At 68.0% G+C, this 19,007-nt stretch carries 19 protein-coding genes; 14 read left to right on the forward strand and 5 right to left on the reverse strand.

Annotated elements, in window-relative coordinates; translation table 11 throughout:
• Positions 1–49: 49 nt before the first annotated feature.
• The gene (locus CFN17_RS11150) at positions 50–790 is read right to left on the reverse strand and encodes a GntR family transcriptional regulator (RefSeq protein WP_261792157.1); all 741 of its coding nucleotides are present in this window, start codon (positions 788–790) and stop codon (positions 50–52) included.
• Positions 791–1,137: 347 nt separating this feature from the next.
• Here CFN17_RS11150 and CFN17_RS11155 point away from each other — a divergent pair, with 347 nt between their 5' ends.
• The 4 genes from CFN17_RS11155 to CFN17_RS11170 all read left to right on the forward strand — a co-directional run bounded on the left by CFN17_RS11155 (position 1,138) and on the right by CFN17_RS11170 (position 5,306).
• A complete protein-coding gene (locus CFN17_RS11155) occupies positions 1,138–2,136 on the forward strand; it encodes a substrate-binding domain-containing protein (protein WP_208747783.1) in 999 nt (332 codons plus the stop codon).
• A gap of 54 nt (positions 2,137–2,190) precedes the next feature.
• On the forward strand, positions 2,191–3,240 hold the full coding sequence (locus CFN17_RS11160; protein ID WP_208747784.1) for an ABC transporter permease: 1,050 nt from the start codon (positions 2,191–2,193) through the stop codon (positions 3,238–3,240).
• A 15-nt stretch (positions 3,241–3,255) separates the two neighbouring features.
• Positions 3,256–4,164 (forward strand): ATP-binding cassette domain-containing protein, encoded by a 909-nt coding sequence (locus tag CFN17_RS11165; RefSeq protein ID WP_208747785.1) that lies wholly within the window; start codon positions 3,256–3,258, stop codon positions 4,162–4,164.
• Between the two features lie 107 nt (positions 4,165–4,271).
• Positions 4,272–5,306: a Gfo/Idh/MocA family oxidoreductase gene (locus tag CFN17_RS11170; RefSeq protein ID WP_208747786.1), complete on the forward strand. Its 1,035-nt coding sequence runs from the start codon at positions 4,272–4,274 to the stop codon at positions 5,304–5,306.
• A gap of 24 nt (positions 5,307–5,330) precedes the next feature.
• Here the strand turns inward: CFN17_RS11170 and CFN17_RS11175 are convergent, their stop codons facing one another.
• A complete protein-coding gene (locus tag CFN17_RS11175) occupies positions 5,331–6,104 on the reverse strand; it encodes a gamma-glutamyl-gamma-aminobutyrate hydrolase family protein (protein ID WP_208747787.1) in 774 nt (257 codons plus the stop codon).
• A gap of 39 nt (positions 6,105–6,143) precedes the next feature.
• Here CFN17_RS11175 and CFN17_RS11180 point away from each other — a divergent pair, with 39 nt between their 5' ends.
• From CFN17_RS11180 to CFN17_RS11200, 5 genes are all read left to right on the forward strand, one after another.
• The gene (locus tag CFN17_RS11180; protein ID WP_208747788.1) at positions 6,144–6,653 is read left to right on the forward strand and encodes a polyketide cyclase / dehydrase and lipid transport; all 510 of its coding nucleotides are present in this window, start codon (positions 6,144–6,146) and stop codon (positions 6,651–6,653) included.
• A 27-nt stretch (positions 6,654–6,680) separates the two neighbouring features.
• The gene (locus CFN17_RS11185; protein ID WP_208747789.1) at positions 6,681–7,388 is read left to right on the forward strand and encodes a FadR/GntR family transcriptional regulator; all 708 of its coding nucleotides are present in this window, start codon (positions 6,681–6,683) and stop codon (positions 7,386–7,388) included.
• 218 nt (positions 7,389–7,606) lie between these two features.
• Positions 7,607–8,962, forward strand: a complete 1,356-nt coding sequence (locus tag CFN17_RS11190; RefSeq protein WP_208747790.1) for an MFS transporter — start codon at positions 7,607–7,609, stop codon at positions 8,960–8,962.
• Between the two features lie 14 nt (positions 8,963–8,976).
• Entirely contained in the window at positions 8,977–9,753 is a 777-nt protein-coding gene (locus CFN17_RS11195; RefSeq protein ID WP_208747791.1) for an SDR family NAD(P)-dependent oxidoreductase, read from the forward strand.
• A 28-nt stretch (positions 9,754–9,781) separates the two neighbouring features.
• Positions 9,782–10,915: an LOG family protein gene (locus CFN17_RS11200; protein WP_208747792.1), complete on the forward strand. Its 1,134-nt coding sequence runs from the start codon at positions 9,782–9,784 to the stop codon at positions 10,913–10,915.
• Positions 10,916–10,933: 18 nt separating this feature from the next.
• Here CFN17_RS11200 and CFN17_RS11205 read toward each other — a convergent pair whose 3' ends face one another.
• Both CFN17_RS11205 and CFN17_RS11210 read right to left on the reverse strand, forming a co-directional pair.
• Positions 10,934–11,890, reverse strand: a complete 957-nt coding sequence (locus CFN17_RS11205; protein ID WP_261792158.1) for a M10 family metallopeptidase domain-containing protein — start codon at positions 11,888–11,890, stop codon at positions 10,934–10,936.
• A complete protein-coding gene (locus CFN17_RS11210) occupies positions 11,890–13,059 on the reverse strand; it encodes a VIT1/CCC1 transporter family protein (protein WP_208747793.1) in 1,170 nt (389 codons plus the stop codon). The genes CFN17_RS11205 and CFN17_RS11210 overlap by 1 nt, the downstream gene beginning before the upstream one ends.
• Before the next feature lie 262 nt (positions 13,060–13,321).
• On the opposite strand from CFN17_RS11210, the gene CFN17_RS11215 reads away from it, so the two are divergent.
• Complete coding sequence (locus tag CFN17_RS11215; protein ID WP_208747794.1) at positions 13,322–13,558, forward strand: hypothetical protein; 237 nt, start codon at positions 13,322–13,324, stop codon at positions 13,556–13,558.
• 116 nt (positions 13,559–13,674) lie between these two features.
• On the opposite strand, the gene CFN17_RS11220 is transcribed toward CFN17_RS11215, so the two are convergent.
• The gene (locus tag CFN17_RS11220; protein ID WP_208747795.1) at positions 13,675–15,201 is read right to left on the reverse strand and encodes a sodium:solute symporter; all 1,527 of its coding nucleotides are present in this window, start codon (positions 15,199–15,201) and stop codon (positions 13,675–13,677) included.
• Positions 15,202–15,494: 293 nt separating this feature from the next.
• Between CFN17_RS11220 and CFN17_RS11225 the strand changes: the two genes are divergently transcribed.
• The 4 genes from CFN17_RS11225 (at position 15,495) to CFN17_RS11240 (ending at position 18,931) form a co-directional block, all read left to right on the forward strand.
• Positions 15,495–16,070, forward strand: coding sequence for a helix-turn-helix domain-containing protein (locus CFN17_RS11225; protein WP_116768469.1), 576 nt, complete (start codon positions 15,495–15,497; stop codon positions 16,068–16,070).
• Positions 16,071–16,150: 80 nt separating this feature from the next.
• On the forward strand, positions 16,151–16,912 hold the full coding sequence (locus tag CFN17_RS11230) for a hypothetical protein (protein WP_208747796.1): 762 nt from the start codon (positions 16,151–16,153) through the stop codon (positions 16,910–16,912).
• Positions 16,913–17,165: 253 nt separating this feature from the next.
• Complete coding sequence (locus CFN17_RS11235; protein WP_208747797.1) at positions 17,166–18,593, forward strand: ammonium transporter; 1,428 nt, start codon at positions 17,166–17,168, stop codon at positions 18,591–18,593.
• Positions 18,590–18,931, forward strand: a complete 342-nt coding sequence (locus CFN17_RS11240; RefSeq protein ID WP_208747798.1) for a P-II family nitrogen regulator — start codon at positions 18,590–18,592, stop codon at positions 18,929–18,931. Before CFN17_RS11235 ends, CFN17_RS11240 begins: the two co-directional genes overlap by 4 nt.
• Positions 18,932–19,007 lie beyond the last annotated feature (76 nt).

The raw sequence follows: 19,007 nt of genomic DNA on the forward strand, positions 1-19,007 counted from the left end.
CCGACTATCGCTGGACTGGCTACCTTTGGACCGGCTATCGCTGGACTGGCTACCTTTGGACCAGTGTCATTTCAAAACTGTAGGAATCCGCCCGGTACACGTGGTGGCCGGTTTCCACCATGCGCCCGGTGTCGTCCACGGCGGTGCGTTCCATGGTCACCAGGGCGGAGCCGGGGGTGGTCTCGAGCAGCGGTGCCTGGTAGTCGTTGGCGATCATGGCACCGATCCGCTGCGAAGCCAGGCGGAAATTCACGCCGCCGTTGCGCAGCACGCCGTACAAGCCCTGGGATGCCAGGATTGCCTCGTCGATCGCGGTGATGTCGTCGCGCACCCAGTTCTCCATCAGGGCCAGCGGCTTGCCGCCCACCTTCCGTAGCCGGGTGAAGTGGTACACCTTGGCGCCGGCCGGAAGCTGCAGTGCCTTCCGGATCGACGCGTCCGCCTCCTCGTGCGAGAAGCTCAGGACCTCGGTGGTGGGGTTGCTGCCGTTGTTGGTGAGGTCGTCATAGAGGCTGGAGAGCTCCAGCGGGCGGCGGACCTGGCTGGCCACCACCTGGGTGCCCACGCCGCGCTTGCGGACCAGCAGGCCTGAACGCACCAGTTCATCCATGGCCTTGCGCATCGTGGGGCGCGAAAGGTTCAGCTGGGCGGCCAGGTCGATTTCGTTTTCCAGCCGGCTGCCGGGCTCCAGCACCCCGGAATGGATCGCCGCCTCGATGCCCTGCACCACCTGGTGGTACAGCGGCACCGGGGATGAGCGGTCGATCCGCAGATTTAGTTGATTCGCCACTGGATGGACTCCCTTGTGCTCCGCGGCGGCTGCCATGCCCGCCAATCCGCGCATGTCACCCTATGTTCGCTTGATAAGACATACTGCCTTTCTTGATACTAGCAGGGCTGTCGAAGGGAGCCAAGAGGGGCCGGGAAAGGCCGTGGCGACTGATGGGCGGGGAATGTTTTTTCACCGGGCGGGACCCGAATTCCGGCGACTTGCCGCCGATGCGTTACGTCAAAACATCCTAATGTCAGGACAAACTGTTGACAACTGTGATTGGAGTCACCATGATCTGTTGTAGATGGCTCACAGACCGACGCGATGAAGCGGGCGGCGTGGCCCGGAATCGAAGGAGATTTATCGTGAAGAAGTTTTCCTGGCGTAAGGCGGCGCTGGTGGCCGCCGTCGTTCCGATGATGGCTCTTAGCGCCTGTTCCAGCAGCGGCGGCAGGCCCGCAGAGACCGGCGCCGCCGCCGGCAGTGGCGGCCAGGCGGTCTCGACGCCGCGGCTCAAGGTGGCCCTCATCACCCACGCATCGGGCGGCGACACCTTCTGGGACATCGTCCGCAAGGGCGCCGAGGAAGCATCGGCCAAGGACAACGTTGAACTCCTGTACACGTCGGATCCCGAGGCAGGCCGCCAGGCCCAGCTCGTCCAACAGGCCATTGACCAGAAGGTCGACGGCATCGCCGTCACCCTCGCCACGCCGGACGCCCTGAAGGACGTCCTGAAGAAGGCCACCGACGCCGGCATCCCGGTAGTGAGCCTCAACGCCGGTGAAGGCGTCTCCCAGGCACTCGGTGCCTTCACCCACTTCGGTTCCAACGAACAGCTCGCCGGCGAGGCCGTCGGCACCCGGCTCGCGGCCGAGGGCTACAAGCACCCCGTCTGCGTGATCCAGCAGCAGGGCCACGTGGGCCTTGAAGCACGTTGCGCCGGTGTCAAGGCCAAGGTGCCCGGCACGGAAATCCTGTACGTGGACGGCAAGGACATGACCGCCGTCCAGTCCACCGCGACCGCCAAGCTCCAGGCCTCCAAGGACGCCGACGTCATCATCGGCCTCGGCGCGCCGATCACCCTCACGCTCCTGAAGTCGGTCGCGGACGCCGGCAGTTCCGCCAAGGTGGCCAGCTTCGACCTGAACGCCGAACTCGCCCAGAAGATCGTCGACGGCGCAGTCCTGTTCACCGTGGACCAGCAGCCGTGGCTGCAGGGCTACATGTCCATTGACTCGATCTGGCAGAACAAGCGCGGTGGCTTCAAGCTCGGCGGCGGCCAGTCGGTCCTGACCGGCCCGAGCATCGTCGACAAGACCAATGCGGCTGATGTCCTGAAGTTCGCCCAGCAGGGTATCCGCTAAGAATCCGTTGGCCGGGCCGGCCTTCGGGCCGGCCCGGCAACAAGGAGAATCATCATGACTATCACCCAGACAAAGACCAAGTCACCGGCGGCCGATGAGCGCGTCGCCAAGCGCAGCCCGTTCCAGAAGCTGCTGGGCCGTCCCGAGGTCGGTGCCCTCGTCGGGGCCATCGTTCTGTTCGTTTTCTTCGCCCTGGTGTCCCCGACCTTCACCCAGCCGAACGCCTTCGTGACCATCCTGTACGGCTCCTCCACGATCGGGATCATGGCCGTGGGCGTGTCCTTGCTGATGATCGGTGGGGAGTTCGACCTCTCGACCGGTGTCGCCGTGATTTCCTCGGCACTGACGGCGTCGCTGTTCAGCTGGTACTTCACCACGAACGTCTGGGTCGGCGTCGGCCTGGCCCTGGTGGTTTCCCTGTCCATCGGGTTCATCAACGGCTGGATCCTGATGAAGACCAAACTCCCCAGCTTTATCGTCACCCTCGCGACGTTCCTGATGCTGACCGGCCTGAACCTGGGCCTGACCCGCCTGATCGGCGGCTCCGTGTCCTCGCCCTCCATCTCCAGCATGGACGGCTTCGCCTCGGCCCGCGCGGTCTTCGCCTCCTCGATCTCCATCGGCGGCGTCGACGTCAAGATCACTGTGTTCTACTGGTTCCTCCTCGTCGCCATCGCCACCTGGGTGCTCATGCGGACCCGGATCGGCAACTGGATCTTCGCGGTCGGCGGCGACGCAAACGCCGCCCGCGCCGTCGGCGTTCCGGTCAAGGCCACCAAGATCGGCCTGTTCATGGGCGTCGGTTTCTGCGCCTGGGTCCTAGGTATGCACAACCTCTTCGCGTTCGACGCCGTGCAGTCCGGCGAAGGCGTGGGCAACGAGTTCCTCTACATCATCGCCGCGGTGATCGGCGGCTGCCTCCTCACCGGCGGCTACGGCTCGGCAATCGGCGGCGCGATCGGCGCGTTCATCTTCGGCATGGCCAACAAGGGCATCGTTTACGCCCAGTGGAACCCGGACTGGTTCAAGTTCTTCCTGGGCCTGATGCTGCTGCTGGCCACCATCGTCAACCTCATCGTCAAGCGCCGCGCGGAACTGAAGTAAAGGGCCGAAAGAACAATGAATGCCAAAGAGATCGACCAGCAGACCCTGCTGCAGAACGAAAAAGATCCCCTCACCCACACCCCCGTGCACCTGCTCTCCCTCGACGGGGTCGGCAAGCACTACGGCAACATCATCGCCCTCTCCGAGGTCACCATGGCCGTGGACAACGGCCGCGTCACCTGCGTCCTGGGCGACAACGGCGCCGGCAAGTCCACCCTGATCAAGATCATCGCCGGCCTGCACCAGCACGACGCCGGGACCCTGAAGGTCATGGGCGAGGAACGGAAGTTCAGCTCCCCACGTGACGCCCTGGACGTCGGCATCGCCACGGTCTACCAGGACCTCGCGGTGGTGCCGCTGATGCCGATCTGGCGCAACTTCTTCCTCGGCTCGGAACTGACCAAGGGATTCGGCCCGTTCAAGAGCATGGACGTGGACAAGATGAAGGAGATCACGCTCAAGGAACTCGCCGAAATGGGCATCGACCTGCGCGACGTCGAGCAGCCCATTGGGCAGCTCTCCGGCGGTGAACGCCAGTGTGTCGCGATCGCCCGGGCCGTGTACTTCGGTGCGAAGGTCCTGATCCTCGACGAGCCCACCGCCGCCCTCGGCGTCAAGCAGTCCGGCGTCGTGCTGCGCTACATCCTGCAGGCCCGCGACCGCGGCCTCGGCGTCATCTTCATCACCCACAACCCGCACCACGCCTTCCCCGTCGGCGACCGGTTCCTGCTGCTCAAGCGCGGCAAGTCGATCGGCTACTACGACAAGAAGGACATCACCCTCGACGAACTCACCGCCCAAATGGCCGGCGGCGCCGAACTCGCCGAACTCGCCCACGAACTCGAACAGCTCGGCGGCCACGGCGACATCGTCAAGGAAGTCCAGGCCGAAGTCGCGGAAACGTCCAGCCAGCTCCCCACCTGACCCGGGCACACCGCCAGCGGGAGGCCCCGGACGGCAAACGCCGGCCGGGGCCTCGGGCGTCGGCCCGAAACCAGCCCGCCAGGCTACGAAACAATTAGAGGAACAGCATGAAAGACATCACACTCGGACTCGTGGGCGTGGGGCGCATCGGCGTCATGCACGCCCGCAACATCGCCGCCCTGAACAGCGTCCTGCACCCGGAGGGCATCAACGTCCGGCTCCGGCTGACGGATGTCGCCGCGGACCACGCCCGGACCGTGGCCGGCGGGCTCGGCGCCGAATTCCTGCCGACCGTCGAGGCCCTGCTGGCCTCCGGGCTGGACGGGCTCGTTATCGCCACCGGGACCGGGACCCACCCCGAGCTCATCAAGGCCGGCGTGGACGCCGGGATCCCGGTCTTCTGCGAAAAGCCCGTGGCCCTGAACGTGGCCGACGCCCTGCCGGTGCTCGACTACATCCGGGACCGCAACGGCGTGGTGCAGATCGGCCACCAGCGCCGGTTCGACGCCGGCTACCTGGAGGCCCGCCGCGCCTACCAGGCCGGCGAACTGGGCTGGATCCATTCCCTCCGCGCCGTCACTTGCGACATGGCACCGCCGCCGGTCGAGTTCCTGGCCGGATCAGGCGGGCTGTTCCGCGACTGCTCGGTCCACGATTTCGACATCCTGCGCTGGCTCACGGGCCGCGAAATCGTCGAGGTCTACGCCAAGGGTTCCAACAACGGCGACCCGGCCATCGGCGAAGCCGGCGACGTGGACACCGCCCTGGCGCTGGTGACGTTCGACGACGGCACTGTCGGCACGGTGTCCGCCACCCGCTACAACGGGGCCGGCCACGACGTCCGGCTGGAAATCCAGGGCTCCCGCGCCTCGCTCATGGTGGGCCTGGATGACAAGACGGCGCTGGTGTCCGCCGAAGCAGGCATCAGCTTCCCGGCGGGGGAGCCGCACCAGACGTTCGCCGAACGGTTCGACCAGGCCTACCGTTCCGAGATGGGCGCCTTCGTGGACCTGATCCTGGGCCGCCGGGACAACCCCTGCACCCCGGAGGACGCCGTCGCGGCCTCCCGGGTGGCCGACGCGGCGCAGGAATCGCTGGCCACCGGCGTCCCGGTCAAGGTGGCGGTCAGCGTCGCCGGCTGAGTTTCCGGCCGGCCGGCTGCGGCTTCAGGAACCGGTCCGGCACACGTCGATGAACGCCCGGAACGGTGCGAGCCGTTCCGCAGCAGGAAGCTCCAGCGCCTCGGGGTGCCACTGGACCGAGGCGACCCACCGGTCCGGGTCCTCCAGCGCTTCGACCGTGCCGTCCCCGGCCACGGCCGTCACGAGCAGTGGCCCGCCCACCCGGGCCACTGCCTGGTGGTGGCCGGAGGCGATCTTCACGCTCACGGCGCCGGAGCCGGCGCCGTACAGGGCCGCCACCTTGGAGCCGGCCAGGACCTCAACCTCGTGCCAGGCCCACGGACCGGCACCGTGCGCCGGCGCCGGTTCCCGGTGCGCCACCGCACCGGGGGCCATGTCCTGGAGGAGGGTTCCGCCGTAGAGCACGTTGAGCAGCTGATGTCCGCGGCAGATGCCCAGCAGCGGCAGCCCGGCGTCGATCGCGTGCCGCGCCACCGCCGCATCCAGCCGGTCCTGCTCATGGTTGACGTCGTAGCACGCATCGGCCGGCGCCTCGCCGTAGAGGCCGGGATCCAGGTCGCCGCCGCCGGGAAGCACGACGCCGTCCAGGGACGCCAGCGCTGCTGCGGCACCGCCGTCGGCCATTGCGGCAGCGGTGAGCAGCACCGGTTCGCCGCCGCCTTCACGCAGAAGGTCCTCGATATACCCGAACAATCCATTGGCCGCGGCCACGCGCGGGTCGGGATTGGACGAGCTGGTGAGCCGGACCGGGAGGCCGATGCGCGGCCGGCGGTCCGGGCGAGGGCGGGAAGTCTGCATGCCTCATTCTGCATCACCGGCGCGGACTAGGATGAGCAGATGAAGGCCCGCTATCTCGTGTCCCGCAGCCGGTTCATCGCAGCTGCCCCGGATGCGATTTTCGACGTGCTTGCCACGCCCGCCCTGCACAGCGTGATCGACGGCTCGGACACCGTGAAGGGCGCCAGGCCGCGCGGACCGGCACGGCTCTACCTCGGTGCCAAGTTCGGGATGCAAATGAGGATGAGGGTCAACTACAAAATCCTCAATCGGGTCTGCGAGTTCGAGGAAGGCCACCGGATCGCGTGGCGGCACTTCTACGGCCACGTGTGGCGCTACTTGCTCGAACCCGCCACCGGTCCCGGGGGGACCGCCGGCACCATGGTCCCCGGAACCATGGTCACCGAGCAATGGGACGCGCGGCGGGTCCGCGGCAAGAGCCTGCTCCGGCTGGCCGGCTACCTGCGCCGGCATCCGGTCAACCTGGAACAGACCCTGGCCAAGCTCGACGCCTACATGGCCGCGCACGGGGACTTGGGTAATGTGGAGGGAAGGACGAACAGCGACTGACGTCGCGACTGACGATGGGAACCTAGGATGGGCCGCAGGACACTGGTCGACGACCTCGTCGACGGCCTGCTGACCGAGATCCTCGACGGAAAGCTCCAACCGCACGCCGCGATTCCGCCCGAGGCCGACATCGCCAAGGAGTACGGCGTCAGCCGGCTGACCGTCCGCGAGGCCCTCAAGGCCCTCCGCGCGCAAAACATCCTCTACGTCAAGGCCGGTCGGGGGACTTTCGTCAATCCCACCGACAACTGGACCGGCCTGGACGCCATCTTCAAGGCCGCATCGCACGGCAACGGGGCCGACCAGGTCTCCGTGGGGCTGATCGAGATGCGCCGCATGGTGGAAACCGGGGCGGCCGCGCTCGCCGCGACCCGCTACACCCCGGAGCAGGCCGAGCGGATGCGTGAGTGCATCGCGGACATGAGACGCTTCCATGAGTCCGGCGACCTTGACCGCTTCGTGGAGGCGGACATCGGGTTCCACGACGCCGTCCTGAGCGCTTCCGGCAACCCGTTCGTCCGCGCGCTGTTCGGCCAGCTGGGGCAGCTGCTGTACATGACCCGGCGCGAGACGTCCGCCGTCAACGAGATCCAGGAACACGCCATCGACTATCACCAACGGGTGCTGGACGGCATCCTGAGCGGCGACGCCGAGCGCTCCCGCAAGGCCATGGATGCGCACATGGACCAGACCAATGCCGACTACGAACGCTACGTCCGGGGCGCCACGCACTAAGGTCCTGTGCCGTCCGGGCTCCGGCGCCCGCCTCCCCGGGGCCACGCCACCTTGACGTAAGCCGCGTCACATCCTATGCTCGTGCCTAGTTCTTGAATCAGATGTCTGACATCTGACTCAAAGGTCCGGTCCCGTTCCGCAGCCGCGGCGAGGACTTCCCACACCCACACCTCCCGACGCGGCACAGCCGCCGGCGGGAACTGCACGATAGAAGGTCGATGATGACTCTATTAGCCCGCAACTCAGCCGGACTCGGCGAACTCGGCGAGCGGACGCTCCGCAAGGTCCGCCGCCGCATCATGCCGCTGATCGTCCTGCTCTACTTCATTGCCTACCTGGACCGCAACAACGTCGGCTTCGCCAAACTCGGCATGCAGGGCGACATCGGACTGACCGAAGCGGCCTACGGCCTCGGCGCCGGAATCTTCTTCCTCGGCTACGCCCTGCTGGAAATTCCGAGCAACGGCGGCATGTACAAGTTCGGCGCCCGGAAATGGATCGCCCGGATCCTCATCACCTGGGGCATCTTCGCCACCGCGATGTTCCTCGTCAACGGCGAGACCACGTTCTACATCATCCGTTTCCTCCTCGGCGCCGCTGAGGCAGGCTTCTTCCCGGCCGTCCTGTTCTACCTCACCCTGTGGTTCCCGGCCGCACAGCGCGTCACCGTGCTTGGCATCTTCATCCTGGCGCAGCCGATTTCCAATGCCCTCGGCGCCCCGGTCTCCGGCATGCTGCTCGGGCTGGAAGGCGTCGCCGGCCTGCACGGCTGGCAGTGGCTGTACATCCTTGAAGGCATCCCGGCCATCCTCCTGGGCCTCCTGACCCCGATGCTCATGACCGACCGCCCGGCCCACGCCAAGTGGCTGGCCCCGGACGAGCGGGAATGGCTCACCACCACCATGGACAAGGAACTCGCGGACAAGCAGCAGTCCGGCAACCACAACTTCCTGGCCGGGCTCAAGGACCCGCGAACCATTGCCTACTCGGCCCTCTATTTCGGCCTGGTCTGCGGCATCTACGGCCTGGGCCTGTGGCTGCCGACCATCGTCAAGGCGCTCGGCAAGTTCAACACCACCGAAGTCGGGTTCATCGTCTTCATCCCGTACGCCATCGCCGCTGTCTTCGTCTACTTCTGGAGCAAGCGCTCGGACCGCACCGGCAACCGCGTGTGGCACGCCAGTGCCAGCATGATCCTCGCCGCCATCGGCCTGCTGGGCGCCGGGTTCCTGCTCCCGGTCAACGCCGTCCTGGCCATGGTCTTCCTGACCCTGGCCGCCATGGGCATCTACTCGGCCATCGCGCCCTTCCTGGCCATGCCGTCCGCCGCCCTGACCGGCGCCGCGGCCGCCGCGGGCCTGGCGATGGTCAACTCCCTCGGAAACCTCGGCGGCTTTGTCGCCCCGTACATCGTCGGCCTGCTCAAGGACACCACGGGCAACAGACAGACCGGCCTGGTGTTCCTGGCCGCCTGCCTTGCCATCACCGGCGTCGCCACGTACCTGTACGCCCGCAACCGTCCGGAAGGTGCCTCCACCCCGGCAGCCACCGTTTCGGCATCTGAATCCCACTAGAAGAAAGCACTCCCATGCCTGCAGTAACCCCTTTCCCCTCCGACCGCACTGTTGTCCTGACCGGCGCCGCCTCGGCCCGCGGCATCGGCCGCGCCGCCGCAGACCGCCTGGCCAGCGAGGGCTGGTCGATCGCGATCCTGGACATCAACGCCGAGGACGCCAGCGCCGCAGCCGCCGAAATCGGGTCCAACCGCGTGGTCAAGGCCATCGGTGTCGGCGCGGATGTCTCCGACGCCGCGTCGGTGGACCGGGCCATCACCGAAATCGAAGGCTCGCTGCCGCCGATCGTCGCCCTGGCCAACCTGGCCGGCATCAGTTCGCCGACGCCGTTCATGGAAACCACGGTCGAAGAATGGGACAAGGTCTTCGCCATCAACATGCGCGGATCCTTCATCGTCTCCCAGCGGGTCCTCAAGGGCATGATCGAACGCCGGCTCGGCAGGATCGTGAGCATCTCCTCGATCTCGGCGCAGCGCGGCGGCGGCACCTACTCCAAGGTCGCCTACAGTGCGTCCAAGGCCGGGATCATCGGGTTCACCCGTGCCCTGGCCCGCGAGGTCGGCGAATTCGGGGTCACCGTCAACGCCATCGCCCCCGGCCCGATCGACACCGACATCATGGGCGGNACGCTGACCGAGGAACGCAAGGCACAGATGTCGGAGGGCATCATGATGGGGCGGGTCGGCAGCCGCGAGGAAGTGGCGGCCCTGATCTCCTTCCTGCTCGGACCGGACGCCGGCTACATCACGGCGGCCACGTACGACATCAACGGCGGCCTCCAGGTCTCCTGACCGTCCGGCCGCGGTCTACTCTGACTCCATGAGGTTCGCCCGCAGCCTGCACCCCAGCCCGCGCACCCTGGAGGTCGAGAGCCTTGCCGGTTTCGACCGGTTCGTCGCCGCCGGAGCGCGCAGCATGCACGGCTGGCATGTCCAGTCGCTGGATCTGCGCGGCCGGCGGGACCAGCTGGCGGCGTTGGACGTGCAGGGGGCGATCTTCCTGGGCTGCACGTTCGACGACGGTGTGGAGCTTTCCCTGCGCAGCCGGGGTGCGCTGATCTTTCCCCGTCTCGAGTCCGTTCCGTTCAACCCCTACCGCGGCCAGCTGTACACGCCGCAGGAGCTGTACGCGGGGGTGGCCACCTCCCGCTACGAGGACACCCTCGACGCACGCATCTACCAGTGGAGCATCCGGCCGGGCCAGCGCCACCGCCTCGATTCGACCCTTGCCGCCGCGCTGCACGACCATGCGATCGGCGACGCGCTGGACGAGCTGACGCGCACGGGCTTCTGCGCGGGCCGCGGGATGGTCGGCGTCATGGGCGGCCACGCGGCCCGTCGCGGCACCGCCCTGTTTGAGGAAGCCGCCCAGCTGGGGCGGCTGCTGGCCCGCAACGACCGGGTGGTGGCCACCGGCGGCGGGCCGGGGACCATGGAGGCGGCCAACCTGGGCGCTTTCCTCAGCGCCGCCCCGGAACGGGACTTCCGGCGGGCCCTGGCCGACCTTGGGGCGGTACCGGCCTTCCTGCCCTCGGTGTCGGCCTGGGCGCGGGCGGCTGCCGCCGTCGTCGAGCGCCATCCGGACGGGACGCCGTCGCTGGGGATTCCCACCTGGTACTACGGCCACGAGCCGCCCAATTTCTTCGCCACCCACGTGGCCAAGTACTTCGCCAATGCCATCCGGGAAGCGATCCTGCTTGAGCTCTGCAACGGCGGCATCATCTTCCTGCCGGGCTCCGGCGGCACGGTGCAGGAGATCTTCCAGGACGCCTGCGAGAACTACTACGGCGACCCCGAAACCATCACGCCCATGGTCCTCGTGGGGCAGGAGCACTGGCTGCGGCGGTTCCCGGCCTGGCCGCTCCTGCAGAGCCTGGCCTCCGGCCGTCGGATGGAGGGGCGGATCTACCTGGTGGACACCGTGGAGGAAGCCCTCGACGCCCTGGTACGCTGACCGGGCAGTGCCAGAAGGTCAGAGGTCCTTGCGGCACTGGGCGTGGCCGAGTTCGTACAGCCCGTTCAGGTCCCCGGCGGCCAGCCCGTCGGGCGTTCCGATCTCCGGGTACATCAGCTGGGACGGGTCATCGACGTGTTCCAGGCCCATCACGTGGCCAAGTTCGTGCAGGATCACGGCCGTGGCGTACGCCGCACCTTGGGACCGGTCCAGGTCTTCGGTGATCTGCGGGGCGTCCAGCTCCAGGCTGCCGGTGACGAAGCTCTTGGGCCCGTCGCCGAAACTAAAGTGCGTGCTGCCGCCGGTTCCGATCACCGGGCCCTTCAGCTGCGGGGCCTGTTCCGGGGTGGTCCACGCGATCAGCAGCGGCGCCCACCGGTCCCCGTAGGCGGCCTTCTGGTAGGGCGCCCGGGTGGGCGAGGGGAGCTCGCTCGTGGGCCCGTCATTGATGAACCTGATCCCGGTGGCCTCGGAGATCGTCCGGATGGAGTCCTCCACCAGCCGTTCGGATCCCTGCGGCGCCAGTGCTGCGTTGACCACATAGTGCAGCGGCCGGCACGGCGAATAGCCCACCGGGCTGCCGTCGTCGTTCGTTGCCAGGAACTTGTAGGAGGAACTGGCGGTTGCCGGTTTCCGGGGTGTGGCAAGGGGCTGGTCCTGCTCCTCGAGCCCGGGCCGGGGAGTCTCTTCCCGGTCCCCGCCGGCAGGCACGGCAGGCTGGCCCGATCCCTGTCCGGACCGCGGTGCCTGCGCGCCGGCGCCCTGGCTCTGCCACGGGTTCTGCCCCGCGCTGTTCCCCGTTCCGTGGCTGACCTCGAACAGGCCCGTGAACCGGGGATCGCCGTAGACCAGCCCGGCCGCCAGGAACGCGCCGCCCGCGATCACGGCCGCGGCAACCAGGTTCCTGACCACCCGCAGCGCCGTGACGGGCCGGCTGTGCCGCGGCCCGCGGTCCCGGAATTCAGGACCCTCCACTAGCCGACCACGGAGCCAAACGCCATGCCCAGCAGGTACGTGACACCCGCGGCTCCCATGCCGATGGCAAGCTGGCGCAGCCCGCGGGTGGCGGGGGAGGTGCCGGAGAGCAGGCCGACGACGCCGCCGGTCAGCAGCAGGGCCACGCCGACGAGGGACGCGGAGACCACCAGGGCGGCCAGGCCCGTCATGCCCAGCAGGAACGGGATGATGGGCACGATCGCGCCGGACGCGAAGAAGCAGAAGCTCGACGCCGCCGCGCCCCACGCCGTGCCGACGGCCTCGTGCTGGTCCTCAGTTTCCGGCACTTCGGGCTGCAGGGACAGGCTCGGATCGCAGTCGCACTCCAGCAGGCCCATCCGCTCCGCGACGCGGTGCTCGGCGGCTTCCCGGGACATGCCGCGGGCCAGGTACACGAGCAGGAGTTCGTTGTGCTCGATATCCAGCGACGGCGCCGCCGCGAGCGTGATCTGGGTGGGCCGGGTGGCGGCCAGGAGTTCCCGCTGGGACCGCACCGAGATGAACTCGCCGGCACCCATGGACAGTGCCCCGGCCAGCAGCCCGGCGACGCCGCTGAGGAGCACCACCTGGCTTCCGACGCCGGAGGCCGCCATGCCCATGACGAGGGACAGGTTGCTGACCAGTCCGTCGTTGGCGCCGAAGACGGCGGCCCGGAAGGTGCCCGCGAGGCGGTTGCGGCCCCGGGTGGCCAGGCCGCGGACCACTTCTTCATGGATCTGCTCGTCGGCGACCATGGCCGGCGTGGCGTGCGGGTCGGTGGCGTACGGGGACCGGCTTTCCGCCCGCTGCGCCAGGGCCAGGACGAAGACGGAGCCGAAGTGGCGGGCCAGGAATCCCAGGAACCGGCTCTGCAGCGAGGCATGCCGGTCCTTGCCGGCGTGCTCGCCCAGCAGCTGGAGCCAGTGCGCCTCGTGGCGTCCCTCGGCCTCGGCCAGGGCGAGCAGGATGGCGCGTTCCTCGCCGCTGCGGTTCTGTGCAAGGTCGCGGTACACGGCCGCCTCGGCGCGCTCGTCGGCGAGGTACTGGCGCCAGCGCTTGATGTCCGCGGGGCCCGGGGCTGCCGGGGCTGCCGACGACGGTGCTGAGGATGCCGGTGCCCGGCGGTGCTGCGGGGAATCGTGGCGGTCAGGTTCGGTGTGCTGGGACACGAAAAAAGGCTCCTGGGTTTGATCGGGCGTGGTCCGGCGCCATTGCGACTCCAGAGTACCCCGGATTTCCGCGGTTTTTCGGCCGGTGATCCTCAGCGGAAAGTTTAGGGAACCCGCAACCGGCGGACCCCTGCGGGCGGCCGTCGGACACTCTCCCGCAGGGCCCGCCGGCCCTTGACCGGCCGGGTCCGCGGTGTTCGAATGAAACCCAGGGCGGGCTCCCCGGGGCCCTTGCCGCCACCCCTGCCACGGAGGTTGCACCATGGACAGCACAGGACCACGTCCCACCCAGCCGGCCCGGGATTCCCTCGAATCCGATCCCGCCTACGACTACGCCGAGGACGCGCCCGTCAGCGATGCCGCGGAGACCGAGGAGGAAGAACTCCTCGAAGAGGCCGACCGGCTGGTGCCCCTCGACAAGGAGGACTTCCTGGGCGACGAGAAACCGGTCGCGCCGCTGGAAGGCGAAGAGTTCCTGGAAGCTGACGAGAACGAGTAAACGCACGACGGCGGCGCCCCCTGGAAACCGCTGAAGGGGAGCGCCGCCGTCGTGCGTTACGGTCGTGCGTTAAGTCGGGCGTCAGCTGGCGTGCAGGTCCTCAGCGCGCCAGGACCTCAGTGCGCGAGGGCGGGGACCTGCTCGTCTTCGGCCGCGCCGCCGCCCGCGACCCGCCGGCGCCAGCCCTGCATCACGGCAGGATCTGTCGGCTTGGTCAGCAGCGAGACCGCGATGTAGACCACAGCGGAGGCGATGAGGCCGTAGTAGATCGGCTCGTTGGCGTAGATGCCGTCCAGCGGCACCTCGGCGTTGATCTCCAGGATGATCATGGTGCCCAGCGTGATGACCGAGCCGACCGCCATGGATGCGGCGGCGGCCACGCCGGTGCCGCGCTTCCAGACGAGGCCGCCGAGGATGGCCACGAGCAGGCCGCCGACCAGGATGTCGTAGGCAATGGTCAGGGCCGCGACGACATCCTTGGTGATGATGGCGATCACGATCGCCACGACGCCCAGGCCCAGGACCCACAGGCGGTTGGCTTTGACGTCGTGTTCCGGGTTGTCGGTGTCATCGGTGTTGATGGTCTTGCCGAACCAGCCGGCCACGAACGGCAGCACGTCGGCGCGGGCCACGGTGGCGGCGGCGATCAGGGCGCCGGAGGCGGTGGACATCATGGCGGCGACGGCGGCGGCGAGCACGAGGCCTCCGATGCCGATGGGCAGCAGGTGGGTGGCGACCTCGGCGTAGACCACGTCCTTGCCGAGCGCCTTGACGTCGATCTGCGGCAGGGCGACGCGGGCGCCCAGGCCGATCAGGGCGCCGGCTGCGCCGTAGAGGATGCAGTAGATGCCGGCCGTGGAGCCGCCCCAGCGGGCCACCTCGGGCGTCTTGGCGGTGAACACGCGCTGCCAGATGTCCTGGCCGATCAGCAGGCCCAGGGTGTAGACCACGAAGTAGGTGATGATGGTCTGGGTTCCGATGCCGTCAATCTGGAAGAAGCTGGCGTCGACCCGGGCGCGGATCCCGTCGAGGCCGCCGGCGGCGTTGAGCGTGAACGGCAGCATCAGCACGAAGATGCCGACGGTCTTGATGACGAACTGGACCTGGTCGGCGAGCGTGATGGACCACATGCCGCCGATGGTCGAGTAGACCAGCACGATTGCGCCGCCGACGGCGATCGCGAGGGCGCGGTCCCAGCCGAAGAGCACCACGAAGATGGTGGCGTAGGCGCCGGTGGAGGTGGCGCAAAGCATCAGCGTGTAGGCCAGCATGACGATGCCCGAGGTCTGCGTGGCCTTGCTGCCGTAGCGCAGGGTCAGCATTTGGGAGACGGTGTAGATCTTCAGCTTCTGGATGGTGCTGGCGAAGAGCAGGCTCAGCAGCAGCACGCCGGCGCCGATCGCGACCACGAGCCACATGCCGGAGATGCCGAACTTGTAGCCCAGCCCGACGCCGCCGACGGTTGAGGCGCCGCCCAGGACAACGGCGGCCATGGTCCCGGTGTAGAGGAACGGGCCGAGCCGGCGTCCGGCCACGAGGAAGTCGCTGTTGTTCTTGGTGCGGGCCTTGCCCCACCAGCCGAACGCCAGCATGGCGACCAGATACACCACCACGATGGCGATGTTGACGAAACTTGCGTCCATAAAATGGCTCCTTGGAGCTGACTGGCAGCGTGCGTGGACCTTGCCTTGCCTCAACGGTGCGTTCGGCCGGCCTGCTGCTGCGTGACGTGGTTGGCGGAGGATGTCCGTCGGAACCTCCGGTGTTGCCTAACAGATTGCCCAATAGGCAACACATGTTGCCAAAGGGTATGTTGTGATTCCGGTAACAGTCAAGGCGCCGTGCGGGGCGCCGCCGTATCCGCGTCATGAAGGCCCGGTCCCGCTAGGATTGCTCCAATAAAGGGGCCAAGCGGCCGGCCGTGAAAGGTTCCTACATGAAGGCTCTACCAGTTGAACCGAGCAACGTCCCCGTCGCCATCGGTTCCAGGATCCGCGCCGCCCGGCAGTCCCAGCGGCTCACCATTGAACAGGTCGCCGACGCCACCGGGCTCACCAAGGGATTCCTCAGCAGGGTTGAGCGGGACCTCACCTCGCCCTCGGTCGCCTCGCTGGTGACGCTGTGCCAGGTCCTGTCCATCTCGATCGGCGACCTCTTCGCCGCGCCCGAAACCCACCTCACCAAGCGCAACGAAGGCCCCAGGATCTCCCTCGGCGGCGAAGGAATCGTCGAACGGCTGCTGACCGCGCGTTCCGAGCGCCGCGTCCAGATCATCCAGGCGGTGATCGAGCCGCGAGGCCGCGGCGAGTCCGAACTCTATGCGGTGGACTGCGACGTTGACGTCCTGCACGTGGTCAAGGGAAGCATCCGGCTGATCCTGACCAACGAGGAATTCGAGCTCAGCACCGGGGATACCGTGACGTTCCCCGGCCGGGAGCCGCACACCTGGGTCAATCCCACGGACGACGCCGTCGAAGTGCTGTGGGTGCTGGTGCCGGCCGCCAGCCGGTAACCGGCCCGGACACTCCGGAAACATACAAAACATAGAGAACGAACAGCAGCCGCTTACGCCAATCCAACCTGGGGGATTCCATGTACCGCACCACTGTTTTTCCGGCCCTGGCGCTCGCCGCCGCGCTCGCGGCGGGTGTCACCCTCAGTTCGTGCGCCGCGCCGGCCCAGCGCGCCGGCGAGGCCGGAACCGGGCCCGCCGGCACGGCGGCGTCCTCCCCGGCTCAGTCGTCCGGCCCCGCCGCCGCGGCGGAACCGTCCGCCACTGCGGCGGTGCCGGCGCCCGCGCCCACTGCCACGTCCCCGGCCACGCCGACCGCGGCCCCGGTGGCCGGCGTGAAGACCTTCACATTCCCGGACGGGCACCTGTCCTTTTCCTACCCGAGCGACTGGTCCATCCGGATGGTGGGCGCTCCGGAGAACGCCGCGAAGCTGCGGGGCGTGCAGGCTGTCATCGCCGACGCAACCGGCAATGAACTGGCGTCGGTCACCAGTAGCACCAGCGCCAGCAGCGCCTCGGGCCCGGTGGCCCGCACCGTCCTGGATGCCGCCCCGGTGCCGGGGCTCAAAGACGTCGACGGCGAACAGCTCGCCGCCGGCTTCGCGTTTGACTCCTTCGCCGACCAGTCGGACTTCCACATGGGCGTCCGCAAGCAGCGCGACTTCGCGCCCTCGGTCACCGAGGCCGGCAACTCCCACGTCCAGTTCCCCAACGGCGGGGCCGAAGCCAAAGTGCTGTTCGGCAACCCGGCCTTCCCGTCCGTTGATGCCGCCAGGGCCTGGATGACCACGGAGCAGTACAGCCAGCTCAAGCGCCTCCTGCTCAGCCTGAAATACAGCTAAGGCCAGTACCGGCAGAGAAGGCGGGGCTCCGCGGCCGTTGGTGAGATCTACGTCACATTCCGGCAATCTGCCGGAAACGGCGAATTCATCCCCGGGACCGGGACGTAACGTGCCCGCAAGATAAGGAAAGCCTTCCCGAAACACGCCGTGGGTAGCGTCTTCTGCGGGGGGACGCATAACTGTCCTGATTCGCCACATGGTCTCGCCGATCCGGCGCCCTCGGAGCGCCGGCATTCGAGGAAGGCTCCCGCAAATGAACTTCTCTGTGTCTGCAGTAGCAATGGATGTCGATCCCCAGACCCTCGACCCCGGAGCGACCGCCTGGATGCTCGCCGCCTCTGCCCTCGTCCTGCTGATGACCCCCGGGCTGGCGTTCTTCTACGGCGGGCTCGTCCGCATGAAATCCGTCCTCAACATCATGATGATGAGCTTCGGCGCCATGGGCGTCGTCGGCGTCGTCTGGGCCCTGTGGGGCTACGGCATGGCGTTTGGACCGGATGCCCTGGGCGGCTTCGTGGGCGATCCGTTCGGCAGCTTCGGCCTCAGCGGACTGACCACCAGCATCGGCTCCAAGGCCCCCGGCCTGCCGGACATGGTGTTCGTCGGCTTCCAGGCCACCTTCGCCATCATCACCGTCGCCCTGATCAGCGGGGCGGTCGCCGAGCGCGTCCGGTTCGGGCCCTGGCTCCTCTTCGCCGCCCTCTGGGTCACGCTCGTGTACGCGCCGATCGCGCACTGGGTCTGGGGCGGCGGCCTCTTCGGCCCCACCGGCGCCATCGGCAGCAAGATCTCGGCCCTCGACTTCGCCGGCGGCACGGTAGTCCACATGAACGCCGGCATCGCCGGCCTCATGCTGGCGGTGGTGCTCGGCAAGCGGCTCGGCTTCATGAAGGACCCGAACATCCGCCCGCACAACCTGCCCTTTGTCATGCTCGGTGCGGGCCTGCTGTGGTTCGGCTGGTTCGGCTTCAACGCCGGCTCGGAACTCGCCGCCGACGCCACGGCCGCCCTGGCCTGGACCAACACGCTGCTGGCCACCAGCGCGGCCCTGCTCGGCTGGCTCCTCGTGGAGCGGCTGCGCGACGGTCACGCTACCTCGCTGGGCGCCGCCTCCGGCGCAGTCGCGGGACTCGTGGCCGTCACCCCGGCCTGCGGGTTCGTGGACCCCGTCGGGGCCATCCTGATCGGCACGGTGGCCGGGGCCGTCTGCGCGCTCGCGGTCGGGCTGAAATTCAAGATCGGGCTGGATGACTCCCTGGACGTCGTGGCCGTGCACTTCGTCGGCGGCCTGTGGGGGACCCTGTCCCTCGGGTTCTTCGCCCTCCCGTCCGCCAAGACCGGCGGCGGGCTGTTCTACGGCGGCGGCCTGGCCCAGTTCTGGCCGCAGATCCTCACCGCCCTGATCGTGACCGCGTGGAGCGCCGTCATGACCACGCTGATCGGCCTCGCGATCCACAAGACCATGCGCATGCGCGTCTCCGAGGCCGACGAGCTCTCCGGCATCGACGTGACGGAGCATGCCGAAACCGCCTACGAACTCCTGATGGTCGGCGGAAGCTTCCACCCCGGCGAATCGCGGGCCAGGACGGAACCCGCCGCTGCCCCGGCGGAAGTCCAGCCTGAAGTCCAATCCGAAGCCCATGCCGGCACGGAGTCCGTCGGCGGCAAGGTCTCGACATGAAGCTAGTCACGGCCATCGTCCGGCCGGACAGGGTCGGCGCCATCGGGGCGGCCCTGGAGCGGTTTGGCGTCAACGGCCTGACCGTGAGCCAGGCCAGCGGCTACGGCCGGCAGCGGGGCCATACCGAGGTCTACCGGGGCGCCGAATACACCTCCGACCTCGTGCCCAAAACGCGGCTCGAAGTGCTGGTCAACGAAGCCGACCTCGGCGGCGTCATGGCGGCCATTGCAGAAGGCGGCCGCACCGGGCGCTTTGGCGACGGCAAGATCTGGATCATCGATGTGAGCGACGCCGTCCGGGTCCGGACGGGGGAACGGGGTGCCGCGGCGATCGCGTAAGGGGTGAATTGGTAAACAAATGATGCGCAACACGAAACTTCGAGTGTATGATGGCTGTCACAACCGTCGATCAATC

Origin of the sequence: Arthrobacter sp. PM3 (assembly GCF_003352915.1) — a bacterium.
Lineage (GTDB): Bacteria > Actinomycetota > Actinomycetes > Actinomycetales > Micrococcaceae > Arthrobacter.